This window comes from Acetatifactor muris (assembly GCF_024623325.1).
Classification (GTDB): Bacteria; Bacillota; Clostridia; order Lachnospirales; family Lachnospiraceae; genus Acetatifactor; species Acetatifactor muris.
Genome location: NZ_JANJZD010000028.1, coordinates 38,712 through 62,387, shown reverse-complemented (window position 1 = coordinate 62,387; position 23,676 = coordinate 38,712). Strand labels below are relative to the sequence as shown.

Sequence of the window (23,676 nt, the reverse complement as noted above, 5' to 3'; positions counted from 1 at the left end):
AGTGTATACAAATATCTATTTAACGTGCGTTAGAGGATTCGAACCCCCGACCTTTTGGTCCGTAGCCAAACGCTCTATCCAGCTGAGCTAAACGCACATGTTACGGTTCATCACCTGCAACATTAATCATTTTAACTGCTTCTCTCTTAAAAGTCAAGTATCATTTTAAATTTTTTAAAATTCCTTTTTCCATCTGCCCAATCCCCAACATCAATATTTGAGCCACGCCTCAAAATAGTCATCAAGCCACCGCATTCGCGTATCCTGAAAGTCTTTCAAATACTCTATATCCATATCCGCACCACTCTGAGGCCAACGTTCTTTTTCTCTTTTAAAAGCACCTGTTTCAAGCAGATATTCTCTGTTTTCCTCCATCAAGTTAATGACATACTCTGTAGCAAGAAAGCTATGCCTGTATTCCTCCCATTTTTCCTTCAACCTGTCCCCAATCGCCTCCGGATTACTCCCAAAAAGCCGAATCAAAGCGTCTTCCGCATATATTTTGTCGTAAGAATCCTTTTTAAAAGCAACATTTCTTTCACTTTCAAAACAATATTCATTCCCAAAAGTATAATCCAGATCCCATGGAATCTGCTTCATCTGGTAATTCTCAATCCCATTATTGCTCTCTGCCACATAATAGGTATTTTTATAGGCATTGTCACTTCCACATACCACCATAGTAAACAGAAACATATCACAAAAATTATCAAGATTAATATGCTTCATGGCTTCGTCGTATTCTATCTCATTTCCGCGGTGAAACAGGTTCAAGTAGTCATCCATTGGATACCATGCCTTTCGGTAGTCTCTGATTTCCTTCGGATATCGTATTCTGATTGGATACTGTACTTTCCAACCCATATTCACAGATCCCAGAATATCTTCTGCGTCTGGAACCTGCCAGTCTATCACTTTATATAATACATCATCTTCCTGCAGCTCCATTTTTTTCGCATCAATTGGTTCCACAAGGCAATAAACACCTCTATACTCATTATCAACAATCAATTCCACATATTCCATATTTGGCCCGGCTTCATTAATATCCACATTCGCTTCATCAAAAAGCTCCCATATCTGTGATGCCGTGATTTCCCGGATCAGATTTTTATCTGTACACAGGGCATTCAGCTTCCATGTACTGTCAGAACGCATACCTGCCAGAGACACATTTATCTTTTCACCACGATAGTCCAGCAAATCTATACTATATGATTTCTTTTCAAATCCCAAAGTGGAAGCTCCCTTATAATGATAACAAAGAGCCGCCTCCGTGATCTGATACTGTCCGCTTCGGACACCTGAATCAATCATAAGAAAATCCCCGTAATATCTTGTCTCGGAACCAAAAATACTTTTGTCAGGATCCACTTCATAAGGAATTTCCTCTGCCTCTTTTTCATATTCTGTGTTCAGCGAAATCAAAGGCATCCCCGTTATTGTCAGCAATACCTTATAATATTCTTCATCGTTTATCTGCACATACAGGATAAAATCATGCCCCTCTCTGATTGCTCTCACCTTTTCTTCTATCATTTCGTCACTCAGAACATAGATCGGACAGACTTCTCCCTCTATCACTGCGGTCAGTTCCCCATACCACTTCGTTTCTTTATAATTTTGCGGCAGATACAGTCTGTTATTCTGTTTGTCATAGGGAAGCAATGTTCCCATATAATATATTCCCGGATTATATTCCGGAATTCTCTCTGTCAGTTTTCCAAAATTTTCTTCAATATCGTCAATCTGAATAAGGCAGTTTTCCAGCAATATATCATGATACCCCTTTGTGCTTACAATCCGGTAATACTTAACAGCATATATTCCTGTCAAAAGCATAAATCCTATCAATATAGTGATACCCATCCTGTGCAGCTTCATTCTATTCATTGCCTTCCTGCATATTATATTTTTCGCGAAATATAATATTTTGAAAAATTAGTCTGTCTCAAGTCAGATACCTGTAACGCATTATAAATGTAATCCGGTATCATTCCACTGTACTTAACCTCCAGCACATGACGACTTACGGGCATGACAGGGCGTACTGCCAGCTCCTTCTTCAGGAAATCCTCAACCATATTTGACATAGCTATATTTCTGTCGAACGTAATTCTTATATTGCCAATCTGGTAAATATATGCCATGCGCTCATATTGTACGATTATCTTGGGTGCATATGCCCGAAGAGCCATTTCTGCACAAAAATATTTTAGCAGCGGTTCCTGCCCGCTGCCTGCTGCCCATCCATTTCCCCGCATTAACTCAATACATTCCGCTTCCGTTATTCTGCAGGAATCCTTTCTGATCATATCCCGTTCTTTATACTTGCACTCCATAAAAATCTGATCCACATTTTCATTATAAATGCGAATCCGGTATTTTTTTCTCGGAGCAACACCATCTTCATTTTCATGAAAACAGGTATCATAATAATCATCAAAGTAGAGACTTCTCACACGATAAACACCTCTTTGGTCTGCATGAGCATCTGGTCTGCATATATTTCTTATGCTGCTTTCTATCCGTATAAGAGCCTCATTCGAGCAGACATATTTAATTTCATTTCTCCATATTTTTTCACTCATGAAATTTCCTGCCTTAATATGTGGCTTCGCCTTCATGTAAAAGAAGAGAGGCCGATATGACTCCGTTTAAAGCCTGAACCTCCTGAATCAGACTTTCACAGTCCTTTTTAACACGCAATTCTACAATCATATCCAATCCTCTGTCTGTTATATTGCGCGATTTCACCTTATAATTTTTTGTATACTTTCTGACGTTCTCAAGAATAGCCTTCTCACCGGCTTTATCTGATGTGTTAATAATAAGAAGCATCGGCAGCCGTACCACCGGAAGCAGTTCCAGCATCACGATCACCAGTGACACACTTACCGAAATCAAAACAGCAAGCTCAAACAGCCCCACACCACAGATAATTCCCACGCTAATCGACCAAAACAGGAAAATCAAATCCATCGGATCCTTAATCGCTGTCCGAAATCTGACAATAGACAGTGCTCCCACCATTCCCAGTGATACTACCACACTGGATTGTATTGTCAAAATAACAGCTGTTGTAATCATCGCAAGCGCAACAAGTGAGATACTAAAACTTTTGGAATAAAACGCTTTCCTTGTTACAATTCGGTAAACCACAAAAATATATAACCCCAGTACACATGCCATAAATACGGCTACTACTATATCCGTTGTAGTAATGTCTGTTAAATTGTACGATTCCAGAAAAGATTTTTTTAATATATCTCTAAACCCCATTGTTTTCTCCCATCTTTGCCAGCTTGGCCGCCTTGGTCGTAACCGACCAGGCTCTCCTAGTTTTCTCCCATCTTTGCCAGCTTGGCCGCCTCGGTCGTAACCGACCAGGCTCTCCTAATTTTCTCCCATCTTTGCCAGCTTGGCCGCCTGGTCGGCGGCAATGCAGGCGTCCAGTATCTCCTGAATATCTCCGTTCATCACTTTATCCAGCTTATAAATCGTCAGACCAATGCGATGGTCAGTTACTCTTCCCTGAGGAAAATTATACGTGCGGATTTTCTCCGACCGGTCTCCTGTTCCAATCTGACTGCGGCGCAGTTCCGCTTCCGCATCATGTCTCTGCTGCTGCTCGATATCGTACAATTTTGCCTTCAGCAGAGCAAAGGCCTTCGCCTTATTCTGAAGCTGGGATTTCTCTGTCTGACTGTATACCACAATGCCTGTGGGATAATGTGTCAGGCGAACAGCGGAATCTGTGGTATTCACGCATTGTCCCCCGTTTCCGGACGCTCTCATGACATCCACCCGGATATCCTTCTCATCAATGACAATATCAATATCCTCATCCACCTCCGGCATCACGGCCACGCTGATGGTGGAAGTATGAATCCGGCCTCCGCTCTCTGTCTCAGGCACGCGCTGCACCCGATGCACCCCGCTCTCATATTTCATTTTGGAGTAGGCGCCCTGACCGGTAATCATGAACTGTACTTCCTTCATTCCCCCGATACCAATCTCATCCACATTCAACGTTTCTACTCTCCAGCGCTGGCTTTCCGCATAATGCACATACATACGATAAATCTCCGCAGCAAACAAAGCAGATTCATCCCCCCCTGCACCTGCGCGGATTTCCACAATCACGTTTTTATCATCATTAGGGTCCCTGGGCAGAAGCAGTACTTTCAGTTCCTGCTCCAGTTCTTCCACCCGCCTCTTATTCTCATTCAGCGTCTCCTTGATCATCTCCCGCATTTCTTCATCGTTTTCTCCCTCCAACATAGTCAGAGAGTCCTCGATTTCGGTTTTACATTTCTTGTATTCCGTATATGCATTTACAATAGGCGTCAGATCGCTCTGCTCCTTCATCAGCTTACGGAACCGTTCCTGGTTACCGGTCACTGTGGGCTCATGAAGCTCTCCCATAATTTCTTCAAATCGAATCAGTAAATCCTCTAATTTGTCAAACATTACTTTCTCTCCATCCGCTGGCGCCGCAGCTTGCTGTCAATTTTCAAACCATCCGTTCTCTTCTCCACAGACCGCAGTTACAATACTTTCATGCAAACCCCCTGGTGCCATACACAATCCGGTCCAGTCCGCTGTAATCCTTCACTACATTTATCGCCTCAAATCCGGCACTTTTCATCAGTCCACACACAGCTTCGGCCTGCTCACATCCAATCTCAAAGAAAAGCATACCACCGCCGCACAGATGCTTTTTGCTCTCTTCCACGATCTTCCGATAAAAGGACAGCCCGTCTTCCCCGCCATCCAATGCGTTCACCGGCTCATACTTCCCCACCTCCGGCATCAGCGTTCTCAGCTCATCTGTGCGAATATAAGGAGGATTACACACAATCACATCAAATAATCCGGCTGCCTGTTCAAACAGGTCGCTCTGTTCAAAATGGATTCTCCCATGCCTCTCCTGCAGTTCGCCGCCCAGAAGCTTCCCCCTGTTCTCTTCCGCCACTTTCAGCGCAGTCTCCGAAATATCCAGGCCCACACCTTCACAATCATTTGTATAATATAAAAGGCTGATCAGAATACAGCCGGAACCGGTACACATATCCAGAATCCGCATGCCGTCATGGAGATACCGGAGCACTTCCTCCACCAGAATCTCCGTATCCTGTCTGGGAATCAGTACCGCTTCATTCACCAGAAATTCCAGCCCCATAAACACCTGCACTCCGGTCAGATACTGAAGAGGTATCCGCTTCTCTCTCCCTGCAAGCAGTTCTTCATAGGCTGTCCGTTTCCCGTCCTCCACCTCTCTGTCTCCGTGGACCAGCAGCTCATTACGGTCTGTACCACAGATATATTCCAGCAAAAGTCTGGCATCCAGCTCCGCCTCTTCAATTCCCACGGCAGTCAGACGGTCCCTGCCCCGGCAATACAGCTCCTCATATGTCATATATCATCCTGCTCCTCTGAATCGCTTTCAGACCATTTCTCCTCAGGCCGCAATTCTTCCTCCGTATAGCCGAAGTTTTCCATCAGATACGCCCTCCAGTTGAACACAGCCTCCACAGAAGCAATGGCAACTTCCACCATCTGTCTGTCCGGTTCTTTGGTCGACATTCTCTGAATCGCCATTCCCGGCGCAGAAATCAGCCTCACCAGAATATTGTCACTTCTTCCCGCCAGCCGGATAATTTCATAGGAAATCCCCGCCACCACAGGCATCAGCAAAATCCGCAGTCCCACGCGCCACAGCGGATTCTCCACACGAATAAAGAAGAACAGAATAATGCTTATGAAAAACACAAAGAAAATAAAGCTTGTTCCGCATCTCCTGTGCAGTCTTGAACTTCTCATGGCATTGGCCGGTGTCAGAGGCCTTCCTTTTTCAATGCAGTTGATACATTTGTGCTCCGCACCATGATACCTGTACAGCCGCCTGATATCTTTCATGGCGCTGATACCCCATATATACAGAATAAATATCACAATCCGCAGTACGCCTTCAATAATGGCAGTAAGCGACTTGTTCCGCAGAAATCCGTTCAGCTGTGCTGCCAGGAAATAGGGAAGCACAATGAAAATGCCGACTGCCAGCAGCACAGAAAAGCAGGTGACAAGGGTAGTCATCAGCCTATCCCCCATTCCTCCCTTCTTACTGCCGTCCCCCTCCTCTTCCTCATAAAAGGATGCAGAGAAGTTCAGGCATCTGGTCCCCAGAATCAATGAATCAATAAAATTGAAAATCCCTCTGATAAAAGGAATTTCCTTTATTCTTCTGCCACACAGAACTCCCGGATAGTTATTCACTTCCACAGATATTCCGCCGTCCGGCCGCCTCACCGCCACCGCATACTTTTCCTTGTTTTTCATCATCACACCTTCCAGCACGGCCTGGCCGCCGATACCGGAATAGCGGTTGTGCCTTCTTCCTGCCATAATTGCCACCAACTTTCTTTTTTCTCACCGGGAACAGAATATGATGAAAAAGGTTGAGATACGATGACCTCAACCTTTTCCCGCGATTCCTATTTAACACCGTATTTTCTGTTGAACTTCTCAATACGTCCGTCGGCTCTCGCTGTCTTCTGCTGGCCGGTATAGAACGAATGGCACTTTGAACAGACTTCCACATGAATCTCGGGCTTTGTGGATCCTGTCACAAAGGTGTTGCCACAGTTGCAGGTTACCGTTGCCTGATAATACTTGGGATGGATTCCTTCTTTCATCTCATTCACCTCTCTATAATAATTCCGTCATTATTTGTCGTTCACATCCGCACTGCTTATGGAACCACAAACAGCGGTATTATTGTAGCATAAGGCCAGCTCACTTGCAAGTCCTATTTTAAATAAATTTGTTTCTTTTTACCATTTGAACGAATTCATTGTTGTTTCTTGTCCGGGCGAACATATCCAGAATGCGGTCGGTTGCCTCATCCGACTTCAGTCCGTTCAATGCCTTGCGCATGATATTGATGGCCTCCAGTTCTTCGGGCGCCAGCAGCAGATCTTCCCTTCGGGTGCCTGATTTCGCCAGATCAATTGCCGGGAAGATACGCTTCTCAGACAACTTACGGTCCAGAATCATTTCCATATTGCCTGTACTCTTAAATTCTTCATATATAACGTCATCCATTTTGCTTCCCGTATCCACCAGTGCGGTGGCAAGAATGGTCAGACTTCCGCCTTCACGCATATTTCTCGCCGCTCCGAAAAACCGCTTGGGCATATGCAGAGCTGTAGGGTCCAGACCGCCGGACAATGTACGTCCGCTGGGCGGAACCACCAGATTATAAGCCCTTGCCAGACGGGTAATACTGTCCAGCAGAATGACTACATCCTTTTTATGTTCTACCAGACGTTTTGCCCGCTCAATCACCATTTCCGACACTCTCTTGTGGTGATCCGGCAGTTCGTCAAAAGTAGAGTATATCACTTCTACATTGGTACCACTGATGGCTTCCTTGACATCCGTCACCTCCTCGGGCCGTTCGTCAATCAACAATATCAGCATATGCATACGGGGATTTGTACGAAGAATAGATTTTGCCACTTCCTTCAGCAGAGTCGTCTTACCTGCTTTCGGCGGAGATACAATCATACCACGCTGGCCTTTTCCTATGGGACTGACCAAATCCATCACCCTCATGGCCACGCTGCTTCCCAGCGTCTCCAGTTTAATTCTTTCATCCGGGAAAATGGGAGTCATGTCCTCGAAAGCCTTGCGCTTTGAGGCCTCCTCAATAGAATAACCGTTTATCGTTCGTATAAACAACAATGCACTGAACTTTTCCTGCTGCGTTTTCACACGCTTATTGCCTCGAAGGATGTCTCCTGTCTTCAGGCCAAAACGACGGATCTGACTGGGCGCCACATACACGTCATTCTCTCCGGGCAGATAATTCTCACAGCGGATAAATCCGTATCCGTCAGGCATAACCTCCAGGATACCGCTGGCTTCTTCACCACTGTCCAGCTCTTTCGGATAAGTCTTCTCGTCATAGACCTCGTTGGGCCGATTGGTCCGCGGTACTGCCGATGACATTGTCTGCCCTTCCGCTCTGGGCATCTCATCCGTTTTCACTGCACTCTCGCTCTGGGCTGTGGGCTCCGCCCTGTACGTGCTCTCATTCATTACGCCCACCGGCCGATCGGTCTTCTCAGGTCTCTCACTCCGCTCCTGTCTCTCGGCCCGTTCTATCCGTTCTGTTCTCTCCGGGCGGTCCGTTCTCTCCGCCCGCGCCTGGGACGACCTTGTATTCGTCACCACATTTCGTCTGTGTACCGGCTTTGAAGCACTTTCCCGCGTCTGCTGTGTCTCCTCACTTTTCGCAGCTTTTTCCGCTTCCTGCTCCTTTACTCTCTCATCCTCGGCCAGCATGGCTTCCACCAGTTCCGCTTTTTTCATCGTCGACGTACCTTTCAGTCCACGGGCTTTCGCAAGCTCTTTCAGCTGTACAAGTGCAAGCGATTCATACTTTTCTCTCATAGATTCCTCCTGTTTTCTGCAGTTTTCATAAAAGGGGGGCACAGCCAGATTTGATATTGACGTGCTGCCATGATACATGACTGAACATCATGTCATGTTTTCCATTATAATACATTTTGTCCAAAATAGGAAGCCCTATTTTATTATACTGATTTAAGACAACAGTTCAGCGGCCTGTCCGGGCTGTTGCGCTTCCGACCGGAAGGCAAACCGCTTTTTGTGCTTGCGCATTGCCGCAAACTATTATATGATGATACCAGAGAATGAACACAGGAAAGAGGTACGCAAATGACTATCAGTGAAAAAGCCCTGTCAATGCACGAAAAATGGAACGGCAAGCTGGAGACAGTCTCCAAAACCCCTGTTAAGTCCCGGGAAGATCTGGCAATAGCCTACACGCCGGGAGTCGCCGAACCATGCAGGAAGATTGCAGAAAATAAAGAGGACGCTTACCGGTATACAATGAAAGCAAACACTGTGGCTGTGATCTCCGACGGCAGCGCCGTTCTGGGTCTGGGCAATATCGGCCCTCACGCCGCCATGCCCGTCATGGAGGGAAAGGCCGTTCTCTTTAAAGAATTCGGCGGCGTCAATGCGGTTCCCATCTGTCTGGACACACAGGACACCGAAGAGATTATCAAAGCGGTCACCTGGCTTGCGCCCGGCTTCGGCGGTATCAACCTGGAAGATATCAGTGCACCCAGGTGTTTTGAAATAGAAGAAAGACTGAAAGCCACCCTGAATATCCCCGTTTTTCACGACGATCAGCACGGCACCGCTATTGTAGTGCTTGCCGGTATTATCAATGGACTGAAAGTCGTGGGCAAGAAAAAGGAAAGCTGCAAGGTGGTAGTAAACGGTGCCGGAAGCGCCGGCGTCGCCATCACAAAGCTGCTCCTCACTTACGGATTTACGAACATCATCATGTGTGATAAAGCAGGAATCATTTCCAGATCAACCCAGGGCCTGAACTGGATGCAGGAAAAAATGGCCCGGATAACCAATCCGGCCGGCGAGACCGGTACACTTGCCGACGCTCTGAAGGGCGCGGACATTTTCGTGGGTGTATCCGCCCCCAACATTGTGACCTCTGAAATGGCAGCTTCCATGAATCATGACTCCATTTTGTTCGCCATGGCAAATCCTGTTCCGGAAATCATGCCGGATGCAGCGAAGGCGGCAGGAGTGCGGGTGGTGGGCACAGGCCGCAGCGACTTCCCCAATCAGGTGAACAATGTGGTGGCTTTTCCCGGTATCTTCAAAGGTGCTCTGGAGGGACGGGCCGCACAGATCACGGAGGAGATGAAGCTGGCTGCCGCCGAAGCCATTGCCGGACTGGTACCCGACGACGAGCTCAGCGAAGATAATATCATGCCCGAAGCGTTCCATCCCCAGGTGGCGGAGGTGGTGGCAAACGCTGTCAAATCACATATTATTCGGAACTTATAATCAGCTGTTGCACTTACAGGCACGCAGAGAATTTGCGAAGGTGCTCTTTCCTTCGGAAATTCTTCTGCCTTATGTGTGCCTGTAAGGGCAACTGCGGAACTTTAATCAGCAGTTATCCTTCCTGCCGCATATGTATCTGGAAGGATAATTGCGGAACTCTAATCAGCTGCTGCACTTACAGGCACGCAGAGAATTTGCGAAGGTGCTCTTTCCTTCGGAAATTCTTCTGCCTTATGTGTGCCTGTAAGGGCAACTGCGGAACTTATAATAAGAGGAATCACATGCTGCAGGATCCGTTGACATTATATAAATTAATCGTTCTCTACATGCTGAACAGGGTTAATTTCCCCATGACCAATGCCCAGGTCAGTGACTTTATTCTGGAAAAAGGATATACCAATTATCTGACTCTCCAGCAGGTCATCAATGAGCTGGCCGAGGCAAAAATGATTGTTCTGGAAACCATCCGCAACCGCACCCATCTGGCCATTACGCCGGAGGGCCAGGAAACGCTGCGTTTCTTTCAGAACCGTATCAATTACGCTATTAAGGAGGAAATTGATTCTTATTTTCGGGAAAACGAATATGTTCTGCGCAATGAAGTCTCCGTGCTGGCCGACTATTATTACAGAGCCGGCACGGGAGAATATGAGGCCCATCTGGTGGCAAAAGAGAGAGGAATCTGTCTGGTGGATGTAAGGCTGTCTGTGCCCACAGAGGAGATTGCCGAATCCATCTGTGAAAACTGGCAGCATAAGAACCAGGAAATTTACAAATATCTGACGGAGCAGCTTTTCTAAACGGTTTCCGCTTCCCGTCTGATTCTCTGCATATGTTCCCGGATTTTCGCCTCATAACCGTTGCCGGTGGGCTTATAGAATTCTGTTCCGTTCAGTTCATAGGGCAGATACTGCTGCTTTACATAGTGGTTGGGATAATCGTGAGCGTACAGATACCCTGTTCCGCGGCCCAGCTTTGCCGCGCCCTTGTAATGCGCATCCTGCAGATGCGGCGGAATCGGAAGGTTTCCACTTCGCTCCACCTCCTGCCTGGCCCGGAAGACTGCCTGGCAGGCCGCATTGCTTTTGGGTGCACAGGCCACATAAGCGGCAGCCTGTGACAGTATAATCTGTGCCTCCGGCATGCCGATGCGCTCCACTGCCAGAGAAGCGCTGACTGCTACCGCCAATGCCTGGGGGTCCGCGTTTCCCACGTCCTCCGAAGCACATATCATAATTCTTCTGGCAATAAAAGTAACACTTTCCCCCGCATAAAGCATCCTGGCCAGGTAATAAACCGCCGCATCCGGGTCAGAACCCCGCATACTTTTGATGAAAGCGGAAATCGTGTCATAATGGTTGTCCCCGCCCTTGTCATAGCGCACAGCCTTCTTCTGGATACATTCCTGGGCCACGTCCAGGGTGATGTGAATTTTGCCGTCCTGGCTGCGCCCGGTACTCATGATACCCAGTTCTATGGCATTCAGCGCATGTCTTGCATCCCCGCCGGAGATATCCGCCAGAAACTCCAGCGCATCCTCGTCAATGGCGGCATCATACGCCCCCATCCCCCTGTCCGGATCATATACCGCCTTCTTCAGGAGTTCTCTCACACCTTCCATGGGAATCGGCTTCAGCTCAAAAATAACAGAGCGAGACAAAAGCGCACCGTTTACCTCAAAATAAGGATTCTCCGTGGTGGCACCGATTAAAATCAGAGTACCGTCCTCCACAAAAGGCAGCAGATAATCCTGCTGTGCCTTGTTGAAGCGGTGTATCTCATCTATAAAAAGAATCGTCCGCCTGCCGTACATCCCCTGGCTTTCTTTGGCCTTCGCAACCACTTCCTCCATATCCTTCTTCCCGGCAATCGTTGCGTTAATCTGGGTAAATTCCGCGCTGGTGGTATTCGCAATCACTTTCGCCAGAGTGGTCTTGCCCGTACCGGGAGGCCCGTAAAAAATAACAGAGCTGATCTTGTCTGCCTTGATGGCACGGTAAAGCAGCTTGTCCTTCCCGATAATATGCTCCTGCCCCATCACCTCCTCCAGTGTCCGGGGACGCATTCTGGCGGCAAGCGGCGCTTCCTTTTCCATATTGGTACTTCGCATATAGTCAAATATATTGGAGTCCATATCTCTTCTTTCCCGGCTTATAGCCCATTTCCGTAATTTTCTGCACCATTCAAAGCATTATCCTTACCCGCGTCTGGGTACCCCGCCCTTCAGAGACACTTCGTTCTCATGGACCGAAACGGAACTCAGGCTGCGCAGGAAGCTGGAAATCCTGCTGTAACCAAACTGCTTGAAATCCAGCTGCTTATATTTTTTGTGCAGTTCATCGTTCAGACTGGCCAGATTCTCCACCATGCCACCGTTCTTCTCAATCATACGGCAGATTTCCTTCTCCAGCTCTTCCTTCGTCAGCGTGGAACGCCGCTCCACATAGTACTGGTTGCTTATCTTCCTCATATGCAGATCCGGCATCTCCTGGTCTATCATCGTGCTGAGCTTGGAATATCCATAATTCCGCACATCAAAATCTGTGAACTTATCATTCAGCCGATTCCCCATCCGGGCCAGATCTACCTGTCTTCCTCCGTTCTCATTAATCAATGCCAAAATCACCTGCCGCACCTCCGCAATAGATGTCACGTTCTGCTCCTCCGCGGACACAGCATCCAGCATGTCGATTTCTTCACTGGTTTTAGACTGTTTTTCTTCCATATTCTGCTCTGCTACCAGATTCAGGTGAATGAATTTGTTGCATGCCCTGGTCAGCGCCAGAGGTGTCTTGGACTCCCCCATGCCCAGCACGAACATGTTCTCCTCCCGCAGGCGCATGGCAAGTCTGGTGAAGTCGCTGTCGCTGGTCACAAGGCAAAACCCCTGCACTCTGTTTTTATAGAGGATATCCATGGCATCGATAACCATGGCCATATCCGTGGCATTCTTCCCGCTGGTATAGGAAAACTGCTGCACCGGCATAATAGAATATTCCAGCAGAATTCCCTCCGACCAGCCGTTTCCCTTCGACCAGTTGCCGTAAATGCGCCGATAGCTGGTCATCCCGTATTTTTCAAGCTCTTCAAATATTGTCACCGCATATTTTGAGCTGATATTGTCAGCATCTATCAGCACTGCAAACTGCATTTTCTCATTGGATAATGATTCCGTAATTTCTTCCATAACTGTCCCTTTCTAATCGCAGATGTCCGGCCTCTCAGGCCACATTCCACCGCAGATGTAACTTCCTGCCTGCGTCCGCTCATCGTTGCTTTCCTATTGAAATACGGACAGTATACCACATTTTCCGGAATTTTCCTATCCTTTTTCTCAGGAAACTGCTTTTCCGGAAAATGCTTTGGTTACTATTGAATCCTGATTTTCTCTTCTGTCTTCAGGAAAAAGCATTCCCCCTGATACTGACCTGCCAGGCAGAGCTGTGTCAGAATCTCCATCATGCGGGAATTGATCCTGTGATAAACTCTCTGCCTTTCCCAGGGAAGCCCTTCCACATACTCCCGCGGCTTTGCTTCCAGGACTGAAAGCATATCCTGTAACTGTCCGGATGCTTTCATGGCCGCCAGTCCGAAATCACAGGACGCATAGGAGTACGCCTCTCCGTTTTCCCTGACCTTCTCCTGTAACAGATCGAATATATCTCTTCCTGCCGCTTTGTTCCCGGACACCACCCCTGCCCGCGTTCTATCCGCAGTTATGGTTATGCACAGCTCCTTCCAGCCTCTCACCGTCTCCGCACACGCTTCCTCCGTCACCCGCCGGAAGCTGGTCCTGCCAAATCGATCCCGTTCCTGAATATAATTTACCTTTTCCTTCCGCCCTCCGCTGCCTGGTTCTTCCGATAAAATAACCCCATTCTCTTTCAGCCGTTCCCACACATCTCTCTGAACCCTCTCATAGGGCGTGGGAAAGTCCAGTCGCTCACTGATCTGCTTCACCGTGTATCCCAGATCAGTGAGATGTCGAATGGCGCCTCCGCTGGCTGACGCATGGGTAAAGTCGGACAGTGCTTTCTGAAAGTAGCGATTCTCCTGCATTCTCTATTCCTCTGTAAGTCGGATTTTTGATTTTACCCGAACATCACAACAAACCTGAAGTGTCCTGTCAAAATTCTCCTCATATCATTTTTACATATAAATTGACAGTATTGGTATTTTATAATTATCCGCAAAATAAAATATATCTTTAAGTGATGTTCTCCTTTTATGATATAAACACCATAAAACAAATGTATAGCAATTATTCTTTATAATATGATAATCTTCTTGTCTCCGTATAAAAGTTTCTATTGCCCGTTTAAATTCTTCTCCATATATTTTCTCTTTACATTCTATTAATCTGATCTTTCGATCCCTTTTGAATTCTTCAATGCTGTTACACTTAACTATCTTATCATTTCTGAAAAAATTATTTGTCTTGGATGAATAGTGAAGAATCATCGTATCATCCAAATAGATACCAATATGAGTAAATATTTTATCCTTTCTAATAATCAGTTTCATTATATCACCGTAATTCTATGTATATTCTAATTAAATCATATATAAAGATGACTTTTATGCTCTCACTCATAATCCAATATACTGATTTCTTTTCCATAAAAAGAATAGATAGAATGAAAGCAATTAATGCATATAGCATATATCGTATAATATCTGTTTCAAAGAAAAAAAGTTCTTTTATCATAAACGATATAAATATAAATAAAAAAGCTATTATATGTCCTAATAAACTTGGCGGACGTTTCACGTTTAAGATTATCTGATCCCCTTCTCTATCTCGAATATCCATCAGTATTTCTCTTCCTAAGGTAAAGAAAAAAGCCACAGTTCCAAGGTATACTACCTTTATATTAATTTTACCACCGCACAAAACAGGCGCAAATACTACAGTCGTAGAAATAATTGCAGTAAACAGATTTTTTAACACCCAACTTGCTTTACAATATTTCGTATACACATAAAATGCTGCAAGTACTACACATACATATACCAGACAAAGGATACTCCGTGATGCTAATCCACCAACTAATCCCAATATTACCAATAGTTTATATAGTATTTTTGCTTGATGAATGGAAATAGTCCCTGATGGCAGCGGTCGACTCGATGCAGAAATTGTATCTATTTCATAATCCAGAATGTCATTCTGAATATATCCGGCCATAATAATGCAGGCTAGGGAAATCATAAAATAAAAATTATATGTATTACAGAATTTCAACGAAATCATTGCCAGTAATAAACTTACGGCTACAATAGGAACACGCGTCAACCATAAAAGCCCAAAAAACTTCTTAATGAGTTTCGTCATTATAATACCTCTTTCCACGCTGTTCTAACTCTTTTTCGTTTTGAGCCTTGAATGATTTATTTTTACTCGTAATTTTTTTGTTAAAAACTCGAACAACCCAATAAATATCAAATATCATGATATAACTGTAATTGATTACAGAAAGCATATTTTTTACTTCTGGGTTCTGAAAATCAAGCTGCACTTCATTTATATAACAAATAAATATATACATAACCTTTCTGTTTAGCATAACATAGTAAAATACTGTCCAAAACGCCATAACTAAATTATGCTTAATGTTGTTCGGATACCATTTCTTTTGTACCTCATCCCAAAGGGGATGTTCTTTATCCAACTTCACTTTTAAATATAATGCACGAATAAATGTCAAAATATATCCATAACAGCAAATTCCAATAAATAAATCAATATTCATACATTGTAAAATTGAAACAAACAGCAATGATAATTTAATCACAAAATCAATCCATTGAAGTCCTATATGATCAGACAAAATCACCATTTTTCCTGTACGTTTATAATAATAATCATGCCCCAGTGCCAGCGCGCATAAAAGTATGGCGTTAAATGCACATATGGGACTTCCAGCATATTGTGTAGTAATATTAGAAATATCCGGTAACTCCATGTGGGTTTTTTTGCTATTAAAAAAAATACTGCATAAACGACTATTCCAATATTTACTATCATAAATAAAGATGTAATACGTTCGTTTATTTTCTGAAAACTTGAAAGATTATTTACACTTTCTATTTCTTCAATCGTCCAGTTTTTCTGTATATTAATATTTTCTTCAGCAATTTGTACATTATCCGTTATCGACATGCTGATTCCTCCATTCCCAACATGCTTTCCTTATATATACCTGGCCGTATCATTTACAGAAAAATACAATAGTTGAACAACACATAGTCCTCCGGAAAAGGTGAAGGATTATCTAACTTTTTCTATTTTACGCTGTTTTTTGAGCTTTTTCTACATGTATTCATCGACAAAGTTCGACAATTGGGAAATGCCAGGTTTTCCAAGACCAGATCTACAGTATGTAAGCTATATCTCTATCGCTTTATTAGTGTGAGTAAGTTAATCATCACTACGCCAATTTAACCGATTTATACATTTACGTATTAAGTCAGAATTACAGCACCCGCAAAATACTCCTACAATAGTCAGATTAACACAATTCCAGATAAATGAATGAAAATATATGCTGACAAATACATATAGCATCATTAACACAATAATTTTATTCTTTTTTTCAATTCCAAACTTTATATTTTTATGTAAATCTACATATCTGACACAAAATAATACAATATGAGAAACCAACGTTGAAATTGCTGCCGCATATATCCCTATAAAATATATCAGTAACAGATGAACCATTATGTTGACCCCAGCACCAATTACCGTACTTATCCCATTCTTCCTGCTTTCTTTTTGGGCAATATAAATCCCTCCCAGAAAATTTGCCGCCATGGAACACATAATAGATATACACAGAATTGGTACTAAATAATATCCCGTGAAATATTCTTTTCCAAATATATAATCAAACAATATAAAATCAACTGCCATTACTCCTGTAATTAGAGACCCAAAAATAGTAAATACTCTATTCATAATTTTATTATAATAAATGCACTTATCTTCATCATTCACTGTCTCAGAAGCACTTTGTTGCCATGAAACATGAAATACGCTGAAAACATTTTGAACAATATTGGGAATTTTACAGGCAACCGCATATACAGCATTTACAGAAGTGCCCAAAACAATGCTGACTATTGTTCTATCAGAAACCCCTACAATCCACCATGAAATAGCATTTGGAACCAGCGGCAAAGAATATGACAATAATTTCTTCATCAAATGAAAATCGAATTTTCCAAAAACAAGCTGACCAAATAGATTTGCTTTTATTCCCATAAATATTGAACTTGCCAAATATCCTGTAGCATATGCAAGCAGAATACCCGGTAATTGCCACTTCAATATTTTTACATAAATAACAGCAAATATTGTCATTATAAGTACGAAAACGATATTAGCCAGCGCATAACCCTCTACCTTTTTCAGTCCACGCATCAATAAGGTAAAATAACTATATAATGCTTCCCCCAGAAATAAAAGTCCAAAAGGAAGCATGAAATGTCGAACTTCCGGATACAGTGTCATAATAACACCAATCACAAAGCCCATCAGAATAATCCCGATAATATAAATCTTAGATACATTACTGATAATAACTTTATTTTCTTTCTCACATTTACTATCCAATAAGAACCGAAAAGCAGCTTCTCCTACATCAAGTGTTACTAACGGAATAAAAAGAGAGGTATATGTTGTCAACAGTTCAAAAACTCCATACTCATCCGCTGAAAGCCATCTTGTCAGAAATGGAATGAGTATAAGCATGATCCCCTTTGTACAAATATTTCCAACAGCTAATACAACCGTATTTTTTGCCAGAGTTTTTGTCCTTTTTTCCATTATAGCTCCCCTCTGTATACCTGATTTATTTTAGTTGCAGAATAATGACTTCCCGTTGCCCCCCCTTACAGGTTGAGTCTATCGCAATCATATTACCAGTACTGGAAACCTTGGGGTGAAGATCACATCTTTTTTCTTCGCATATTCTGGGGAATGAAAATAACGCAGCTAATGTTTTTCCCTGTTTCATTTTCATATCATATTTAATCAAATTTTGATATTGACGTTTATCAGGATATGTGTCAGTAATTATCCAGTCACTCCCTTTACATTTTGATGGATGTCCATCTTCTTTCAACACCAAATCCGTAATTTCCATGTAGGATTTTTTTTCGCAGTTATATATTCGATAAAATGCTTTGCAATCCGGTATTGTAGATCCGGTAATCAACAATTCACGATTATTTAACCATGTATAATGTGAAACATTCGCCTTATCTTCCAGAATATGGAGCTTACTCTTTTTTATATCATATGTACAGAGTTGAGTTCTCCATCTGAAACTAAGCGAATTATGTATGTTATATATATGAAAAAACATTATCTTATTCCCATCTGGTGAAAAAAGTAAAGCATTGATATAATGCTGATAAACACTCTCTTTATCATTTAAATTAGCTAACTCATCCAATGAGACAAGCAATATTTTTTTGTTTTCTACTAAATCTACTAAATACAATCCTTTATCAGCAGGTGCATATTCATAAATGGATTCATCCTGAATATTGCTGTATCCATAACCGGGTCTAAGCCGTTGCAGTCTCGGAAAATCACATGTTACCCCATATCTTTCATCAAATGAGATATCATACAACGCATCACAATATCTGTTCATTTCCTTTCCTGTATATATATTGATTTTTGAACAGAAATAGCTTCCATTTTCATACTGATTGAACAAAATACAATCATCATCTTTCACAGACCACCTTAATCTGCTTCCCTGCTGCCAATTCCAGGCAAATGTTTCTGCTATTTTTCGAAATTTTCTTCCCTTTATGTCATAAATACCAATCACTGCTGTATCATGTCCGGGCCGAGCCTTTTTCCTGACAACATGCACCAGAATATTTTCATTTTTTTATCAAATATTGGTACATCGTAATAACCACAAAAAACATTCCTGCCTTTTTGAGATAATTCGGTAATTCCATCAATATAATTTTCATTCAATTTTATTTTTTCTTTTTCGAGTATTAAAAAAAAGCCTTTTAAATAACATAACGACCTTTTTATTACTATAATATTACGCAATCCTATTATTTTCTTAATCTTCTGCTTTATCCCCTTTACATATCCTTCCATTTTATACTCCTGATACTCACTTATTTCCGTTTGAATATTTTCCTGATATCTCTATATATTTTATATATCAGCATAGATTGCACCTGCTGGCAAAATTTTGCCTTTGACAAATAAAGCTCATATGATACCATATCCAGCGGGGGCAGATATTTAATTTTTGACATTATCTTTTCATATTCAGGACAATCTTTTTTGACATATACTATTATATTTTGCCTATACCAAAGACTAATTTCCTGTTCCATCTGTATTTGTGGACGTATAATGTCAAATGCCTCATAACCGTACCTTAAAAATAATCTTGTCCAATAACTTAATGGCTGCTCGTTAATATGGCCTACCCCCCCCCTGAAAAGGCACTGCTGCTGCGAAAAGCACTACATTGCTTAACAATGTTAAATCCTCGCAAAACGTTTCTGCTCTTTGTTTTGTCAAATGCTCTGCCACTTCCAACGTAATTGCAAGGTCATACCGCTGCTCTATTTTGATCCTCTCTTCCAGATTTTGCGCGATATAACTTTTTTCATCTATTTGTAATAATTTTTTTTGCAGATAATCACCTTCCAGTAACAGCAAATTTTCTGCTGGACATTCAAATTTTTCCTGAATAGTTTTCAGCCAGGTCCCCACACCGCCGCCAACATCGATAGCCGAAGAAATATCTATATAGTTCGCTAAAATATCCAGTACTTTATCTGCGGCATATTTTGTGTCGCAATCTCTTGTTGCATAAAAATCATAATTATACTTATTTCCCATACGCTGTTCCTTCTTCCTGGATTTTCTTTCCTTAATATTGTCCTGTTATAATCATTTTTTATTTTGTATCATCACATATTTTCTAATCTGTCTCTTAAAAAGCTGTAAAACTGTTTGTAAAAACAACAGCCACTTTTTCATATTGAATCTGCATATGGAACCTACACAATAAGCTTTTCTACCTGCCCTGCTCTTCACTATCCATTGAAAAAGCAGCTTATACAACTCATCATTGAGAATTCTTTCTTTATATATTTCTGATTCTCTATTTGCATTTAGAATCATTTTTATTATTCTTCTTGCTTCATTAAAATCACTCCGGCAAACATCCCGTTTTTCAAATGCCCATGCACAATATATTGCTTCTTCCGCCGGCATAAGGTGTAGTCCCAGCCTTTCCAGTAATCCTGTTCTCACACGATCAGCATTATGAGACTGTTCAGTATTATGAGCATTTGACACTTGCTTTTTATGCACTCTATAGTTCAAGAGAATACGGTTCACCATTCCCACATCATACTTTTCACTTACCTGAACCTGAAAAGCATAATCTTGGGTTGTCCGAAAAGTTTCATCATAAAACATCCCCTCCTCAATGATTTCTCTCCTCATCATAAAGCCTGGATGCATCAATACCGGACGAAGCAACATCATAACCCGTAATTGCTCAGATGTTCCTTTAATATCCAAAATAGAGTTACTCTCTCCAAAAGCATGTGTCCAACAACTTGACAGCATAACGTTTTGGTGTTTTCTCATATATTCCACCTGTTTCTTAAACCTGTCTGGTCGACTGATATCATCTCCATCCATTCGTGCTATAAATTTACCTTTTGATAATCTAATCCCCTTATTCAGATTCCTTGTCAGCCCTTCATTCTTTGAATTAACATATAATCTGATTCTTGTATCCCTATATCCCTTAATAATGTCTACACTTCTGTCTGTAGATGCATCATCAATAATAATAAATTCGAAATCCTGTTCTGACTGAATTAATATACTATTAATTGCCTCCGCCAAAAAAGCTTCATCATTATAGACAGACATAACGACGCTGATCAATGGATTTTCTGCCATTAAAACCTCCCCTGCATAAATAATAATACGAAGTGAAACTCAAAAATATCCAACAAGCAAACTTTCACTATCCAATCAAACCTTATTTCATATAAAAATTCGCATACCATTCTGCAAACTTTCGCAGCCCTTCCCTTAACGGGGTAGAGGGTTTAAAACCATAATCGCGTTCCAGTGCCGTTGTATCTGCATATGTAACTTTTACATCACCCTGCTGCATTGGAAGGAACTCACTGTGTGCCTCAAAGTTATAATCCTCCGGCAACACCCTTACCTTAATCAGTTCTTCCTGTAATATATTTACAAAATCCAGTAAATTCTCCGGGTGACTGTTTCCAATATTATATATCGCATTGGGCGGCAGCAACAATCCAGCTGTATTTATTGCCTTTTCCGGAGCCTTCTGTATAACCCTTACCACCCCCTCAATAATATCCTCAATATAAGTAAAATCTCTTTTACAATCTCCATAATTGAATATTTGGATCTGCTCCCCTTTTCGCATTTTATCTGCAAATCCGAAATAGGCCATATCTGGTCGACCTGCAGGTCCATATACTGTAAAAAAACGAAGACCTGTGCATGGAATATTAAAGAGCTTTGCATACGCATGAGCCAGTAATTCGTCTGCCTTTTTAGTCGCCGCATATAGTGATACCGGATTATCCGACTTGTCATCTGTACTGTATGGCACTTTCTCATTTGAACCATATATGCTGGAAGAACTTGCATAAACCAAATGCTCTACTCCGCTCCTGTTATTGTCATAAGAATGTCTGCAGGCTTCCAGAATATTATAAAACCCAATCAAATTGCTCTCAATATAAGTATCAGGATTTACAATGGAGTACCTTACTCCAGCCTGTGCCGCCAGGTTTACGACTATATGAGGTTTATATTCCTTAAAAATCTCTGCCACAAACTGCTTATCTGCAATTGTTCCTTTTCTAAATATAAATTGCCTATACTTCTTTAATTCTTTCAACCGGTATTCTTTTAAAGAAACATCATAATAATCATTTAAATTGTCAATTCCGACAACAATAATATTCTCTGCTTCCTGACATAATCGTTTCACAAGTTCCGCTCCAATAAACCCGGCAGCACCTGTTACCAAAATATTTCTATTTTCCAGTTTAACAGTCCTCATACCTTACCCTTTCCTTAAGTTAACATCTGCAAACATATGTATTTTATCCACATAATTCAACAATTCCAAAGTACTTTTCTGCATCAGCTTTTCAATATGCCTCTGATACTTTCACCACTACCACCCCATCAATTTCCCTGATAGAACCTTCTGCTGGAAATACCGGCATTTCAGAAAGTTCATTGGTCTGCAACAGGTTTTTATATTGCTCTTCCGTACAGAAATTCAAATTAATACCACAGCCTTCTATTACAAAACCTCTCCAGCTTCTATACCCATCACGTCCTCCCAGCCAATCGTCTGCACCAAATCTTGCGTAAAAATTTGCCGCTTCCCAGGCTTTTCTTTTCGCAAACAAGTTATTTTCAGAAGGCTTTCCCATAATTGCAATCGCAGAATCACTTCCCAGATATTCTTCTGATGCCAACTCACTGACAATTATATTTGTCATTTTTTCTGTCGCTTTTTTCCCTTCCTTTAACGCAAGTTGATCATTCGTAACTGTAAGTATCTCCACCCAAAGTAATAAGAGTAACAACAGATGGCTAACCTTTTTGCAAAAGAAACTAACCTTTTCTTCCTTAGGCATTGATTCTACACTTATCCAAAGACACAGTACCGGACTTGATACCAGGCTCATGGACATAAGCAAACCCATGCCTGTTCCCTGCACTATCAGCAGGATTGCACAACCGGCTACAGGAATCAGCGCCACGCATCCCAAAAAGCATATTGCATATAGTCTATTCTTACGCCAGATTATAGTAAATAATCTGATTACACAAAACAGCATAAAAAGTCCGATTCCCAGCAACAGAAGAAATGATTTGTTTGGAACCGTAAGATACATATTGCGATTTACAAAATATGCATAAAAATTTTTGTAGCATCTTATTACGGAAGCCGGAAATGACACAATTATCGTTCCTAAAGATACTTCTGAAGCCCCTTTGTAACTACTACGCTGAATGCCATATATCATAAGTAAACCATTCGCTATGATTATATAGAAAATACCCCCAGTTATAATCGTCAAAATACTTTTTCCTATAAATTGTACTATTTTTTTCCACTCAAAAAATTCTGACAATTTCTTCATCAACAGCATTAAAAGTAAAAGGCAGGTAATTCCAAAATATGCCTGATAACATCCCATTGACAAAGCAACAAATACCCCCCCCGGCAAAAATTCCGGCTATTCTATATTTACTTTGAATCCACCAAACAGCAATCACGCTGAATAAAAAGGCTAACCCAAAGTCAACGGACATATAGCAATGAGACAAAAGGTTACATGTAACCGGATTGGCAATCAAAAGCAGAGATATTAATATTTTTATTCCTTTTTCTTGTTTCGAATATAAATCCAACATCAAACCTGATGAAACAGAAATTAAAAATATCGTAAGAATCGTATTTAACGGCATCGAAACTAATCCAGATCTTAGTTTATCAAAAAAATAGAGAAGCCCTCTTCCTAAAGATGTTTCCCAAGCCCCTGCAATAAAATGAGATGTATTCCATATTCCATCTATACAGTTCACCAGATTTTCTGACATCATCATAAAATAAACAGCTACACCAAAAAGAATATCCACAAAAATAATCTCTCTGTGTTTCTTGCCCCACTGCAATCCCTTGT

22 protein-coding genes, 1 tRNA gene and 1 pseudogene are annotated in these 23,676 nt (G+C 42.0%); 2 read left to right on the top strand and 22 right to left on the bottom strand.

Annotated features, from left to right (window positions below):
- Positions 1 to 23 precede the first annotated feature (23 nt).
- The 9 genes from NSB25_RS21685 to rho form a co-directional block, all read right to left on the bottom strand.
- Positions 24 to 97 (bottom strand) — tRNA-Arg (locus NSB25_RS21685).
- A 113-nt stretch (positions 98 to 210) separates the two neighbouring features.
- Positions 211 to 1,893, bottom strand: coding sequence for a CotH kinase family protein (locus tag NSB25_RS21680; RefSeq protein ID WP_103241626.1), 1,683 nt, complete (start codon positions 1,891 to 1,893; stop codon positions 211 to 213).
- 14 nt (positions 1,894 to 1,907) lie between these two features.
- A complete protein-coding gene (locus tag NSB25_RS21675) occupies positions 1,908 to 2,591 on the bottom strand; it encodes a polyphosphate polymerase domain-containing protein (protein ID WP_172455238.1) in 684 nt (227 codons plus the stop codon).
- A 13-nt stretch (positions 2,592 to 2,604) separates the two neighbouring features.
- Positions 2,605 to 3,282 (bottom strand): DUF4956 domain-containing protein, encoded by a 678-nt coding sequence (locus NSB25_RS21670; protein ID WP_103241624.1) that lies wholly within the window; start codon positions 3,280 to 3,282, stop codon positions 2,605 to 2,607.
- Positions 3,283 to 3,396: 114 nt separating this feature from the next.
- Positions 3,397 to 4,473, bottom strand: a complete 1,077-nt coding sequence (prfA, locus tag NSB25_RS21665; protein WP_103241623.1) for a peptide chain release factor 1 — start codon at positions 4,471 to 4,473, stop codon at positions 3,397 to 3,399.
- Between the two features lie 88 nt (positions 4,474 to 4,561).
- Complete coding sequence (gene prmC / locus NSB25_RS21660) at positions 4,562 to 5,422, bottom strand: peptide chain release factor N(5)-glutamine methyltransferase (protein WP_103241622.1); 861 nt, start codon at positions 5,420 to 5,422, stop codon at positions 4,562 to 4,564.
- A complete protein-coding gene (locus NSB25_RS21655; RefSeq protein ID WP_103241621.1) occupies positions 5,419 to 6,408 on the bottom strand; it encodes a DUF1385 domain-containing protein in 990 nt (329 codons plus the stop codon). Before NSB25_RS21655 ends, prmC begins: the two co-directional genes overlap by 4 nt.
- Positions 6,409 to 6,497: 89 nt before the next feature.
- Complete coding sequence (gene rpmE, locus NSB25_RS21650; RefSeq protein ID WP_103241620.1) at positions 6,498 to 6,698, bottom strand: 50S ribosomal protein L31; 201 nt, start codon at positions 6,696 to 6,698, stop codon at positions 6,498 to 6,500.
- 118 nt (positions 6,699 to 6,816) lie between these two features.
- Positions 6,817 to 8,460, bottom strand: coding sequence for a transcription termination factor Rho (gene rho, locus NSB25_RS21645; protein ID WP_103241619.1), 1,644 nt, complete (start codon positions 8,458 to 8,460; stop codon positions 6,817 to 6,819).
- Positions 8,461 to 8,748: 288 nt separating this feature from the next.
- Here rho and NSB25_RS21640 point away from each other — a divergent pair, with 288 nt between their 5' ends.
- Together NSB25_RS21640 and NSB25_RS21635 are read left to right on the top strand one after the other, a co-directional pair.
- Positions 8,749 to 9,909, top strand: coding sequence for an NAD(P)-dependent malic enzyme (locus NSB25_RS21640; protein ID WP_103241618.1), 1,161 nt, complete (start codon positions 8,749 to 8,751; stop codon positions 9,907 to 9,909).
- Between the two features lie 281 nt (positions 9,910 to 10,190).
- On the top strand, positions 10,191 to 10,709 hold the full coding sequence (locus NSB25_RS21635) for a DUF4364 family protein (RefSeq protein WP_103241617.1): 519 nt from the start codon (positions 10,191 to 10,193) through the stop codon (positions 10,707 to 10,709).
- Here the strand turns inward: NSB25_RS21635 and NSB25_RS21630 are convergent.
- The 13 genes and pseudogenes from NSB25_RS21630 to NSB25_RS21575 all read right to left on the bottom strand — a co-directional run bounded on the left by NSB25_RS21630 (position 10,706) and on the right by NSB25_RS21575 (position 23,593).
- The gene (locus NSB25_RS21630) at positions 10,706 to 12,043 is read right to left on the bottom strand and encodes a replication-associated recombination protein A (protein ID WP_103241616.1); all 1,338 of its coding nucleotides are present in this window, start codon (positions 12,041 to 12,043) and stop codon (positions 10,706 to 10,708) included. The genes NSB25_RS21635 and NSB25_RS21630 overlap by 4 nt on opposite strands.
- A 63-nt stretch (positions 12,044 to 12,106) precedes the next feature.
- Positions 12,107 to 13,096 (bottom strand): NYN domain-containing protein, encoded by a 990-nt coding sequence (locus NSB25_RS21625; protein WP_103241615.1) that lies wholly within the window; start codon positions 13,094 to 13,096, stop codon positions 12,107 to 12,109.
- 182 nt (positions 13,097 to 13,278) lie between these two features.
- Positions 13,279 to 13,968 carry a hypothetical protein gene (locus NSB25_RS21620; RefSeq protein WP_103241614.1) on the bottom strand — a complete coding sequence of 230 codons (690 nt, stop codon included), beginning with the start codon at positions 13,966 to 13,968 and terminating at the stop codon, positions 13,279 to 13,281.
- A gap of 90 nt (positions 13,969 to 14,058) precedes the next feature.
- Positions 14,059 to 14,433: a lecithin retinol acyltransferase family protein gene (locus NSB25_RS29965; RefSeq protein ID WP_103241613.1), complete on the bottom strand. Its 375-nt coding sequence runs from the start codon at positions 14,431 to 14,433 to the stop codon at positions 14,059 to 14,061.
- Positions 14,434 to 14,437: 4 nt separating this feature from the next.
- A complete protein-coding gene (locus tag NSB25_RS21615) occupies positions 14,438 to 15,244 on the bottom strand; it encodes a UbiA family prenyltransferase (RefSeq protein ID WP_103241612.1) in 807 nt (268 codons plus the stop codon).
- Positions 15,228 to 15,875: a hypothetical protein gene (locus tag NSB25_RS21610; RefSeq protein ID WP_146040153.1), complete on the bottom strand. Its 648-nt coding sequence runs from the start codon at positions 15,873 to 15,875 to the stop codon at positions 15,228 to 15,230. Before NSB25_RS21610 ends, NSB25_RS21615 begins: the two co-directional genes overlap by 17 nt.
- A 455-nt stretch (positions 15,876 to 16,330) precedes the next feature.
- Positions 16,331 to 17,740 carry a lipopolysaccharide biosynthesis protein gene (locus NSB25_RS21605; RefSeq protein WP_103241609.1) on the bottom strand — a complete coding sequence of 470 codons (1,410 nt, stop codon included), beginning with the start codon at positions 17,738 to 17,740 and terminating at the stop codon, positions 16,331 to 16,333.
- Between the two features lie 25 nt (positions 17,741 to 17,765).
- Positions 17,766 to 18,662 carry a hypothetical protein gene (locus NSB25_RS21600; RefSeq protein ID WP_146040152.1) on the bottom strand — a complete coding sequence of 299 codons (897 nt, stop codon included), beginning with the start codon at positions 18,660 to 18,662 and terminating at the stop codon, positions 17,766 to 17,768.
- A gap of 92 nt (positions 18,663 to 18,754) precedes the next feature.
- Positions 18,755 to 19,045 (bottom strand): hypothetical protein, encoded by a 291-nt coding sequence (locus NSB25_RS21595; RefSeq protein ID WP_103241607.1) that lies wholly within the window; start codon positions 19,043 to 19,045, stop codon positions 18,755 to 18,757.
- A 327-nt stretch (positions 19,046 to 19,372) separates the two neighbouring features.
- Positions 19,373 to 19,804 carry a hypothetical protein gene (locus tag NSB25_RS21590; RefSeq protein ID WP_103241605.1) on the bottom strand — a complete coding sequence of 144 codons (432 nt, stop codon included), beginning with the start codon at positions 19,802 to 19,804 and terminating at the stop codon, positions 19,373 to 19,375.
- A gap of 51 nt (positions 19,805 to 19,855) precedes the next feature.
- Positions 19,856 to 20,884, bottom strand: coding sequence for a glycosyltransferase family 2 protein (locus NSB25_RS21585; protein ID WP_103241604.1), 1,029 nt, complete (start codon positions 20,882 to 20,884; stop codon positions 19,856 to 19,858).
- A gap of 82 nt (positions 20,885 to 20,966) precedes the next feature.
- Positions 20,967 to 22,034, bottom strand: coding sequence for an NAD-dependent epimerase/dehydratase family protein (locus tag NSB25_RS21580; protein WP_103241603.1), 1,068 nt, complete (start codon positions 22,032 to 22,034; stop codon positions 20,967 to 20,969).
- Between the two features lie 91 nt (positions 22,035 to 22,125).
- Positions 22,126 to 23,593 (bottom strand): annotated as a pseudogene (locus NSB25_RS21575) (glucosyltransferase domain-containing protein).
- Positions 23,594 to 23,676: the final 83 nt, after the last annotated feature.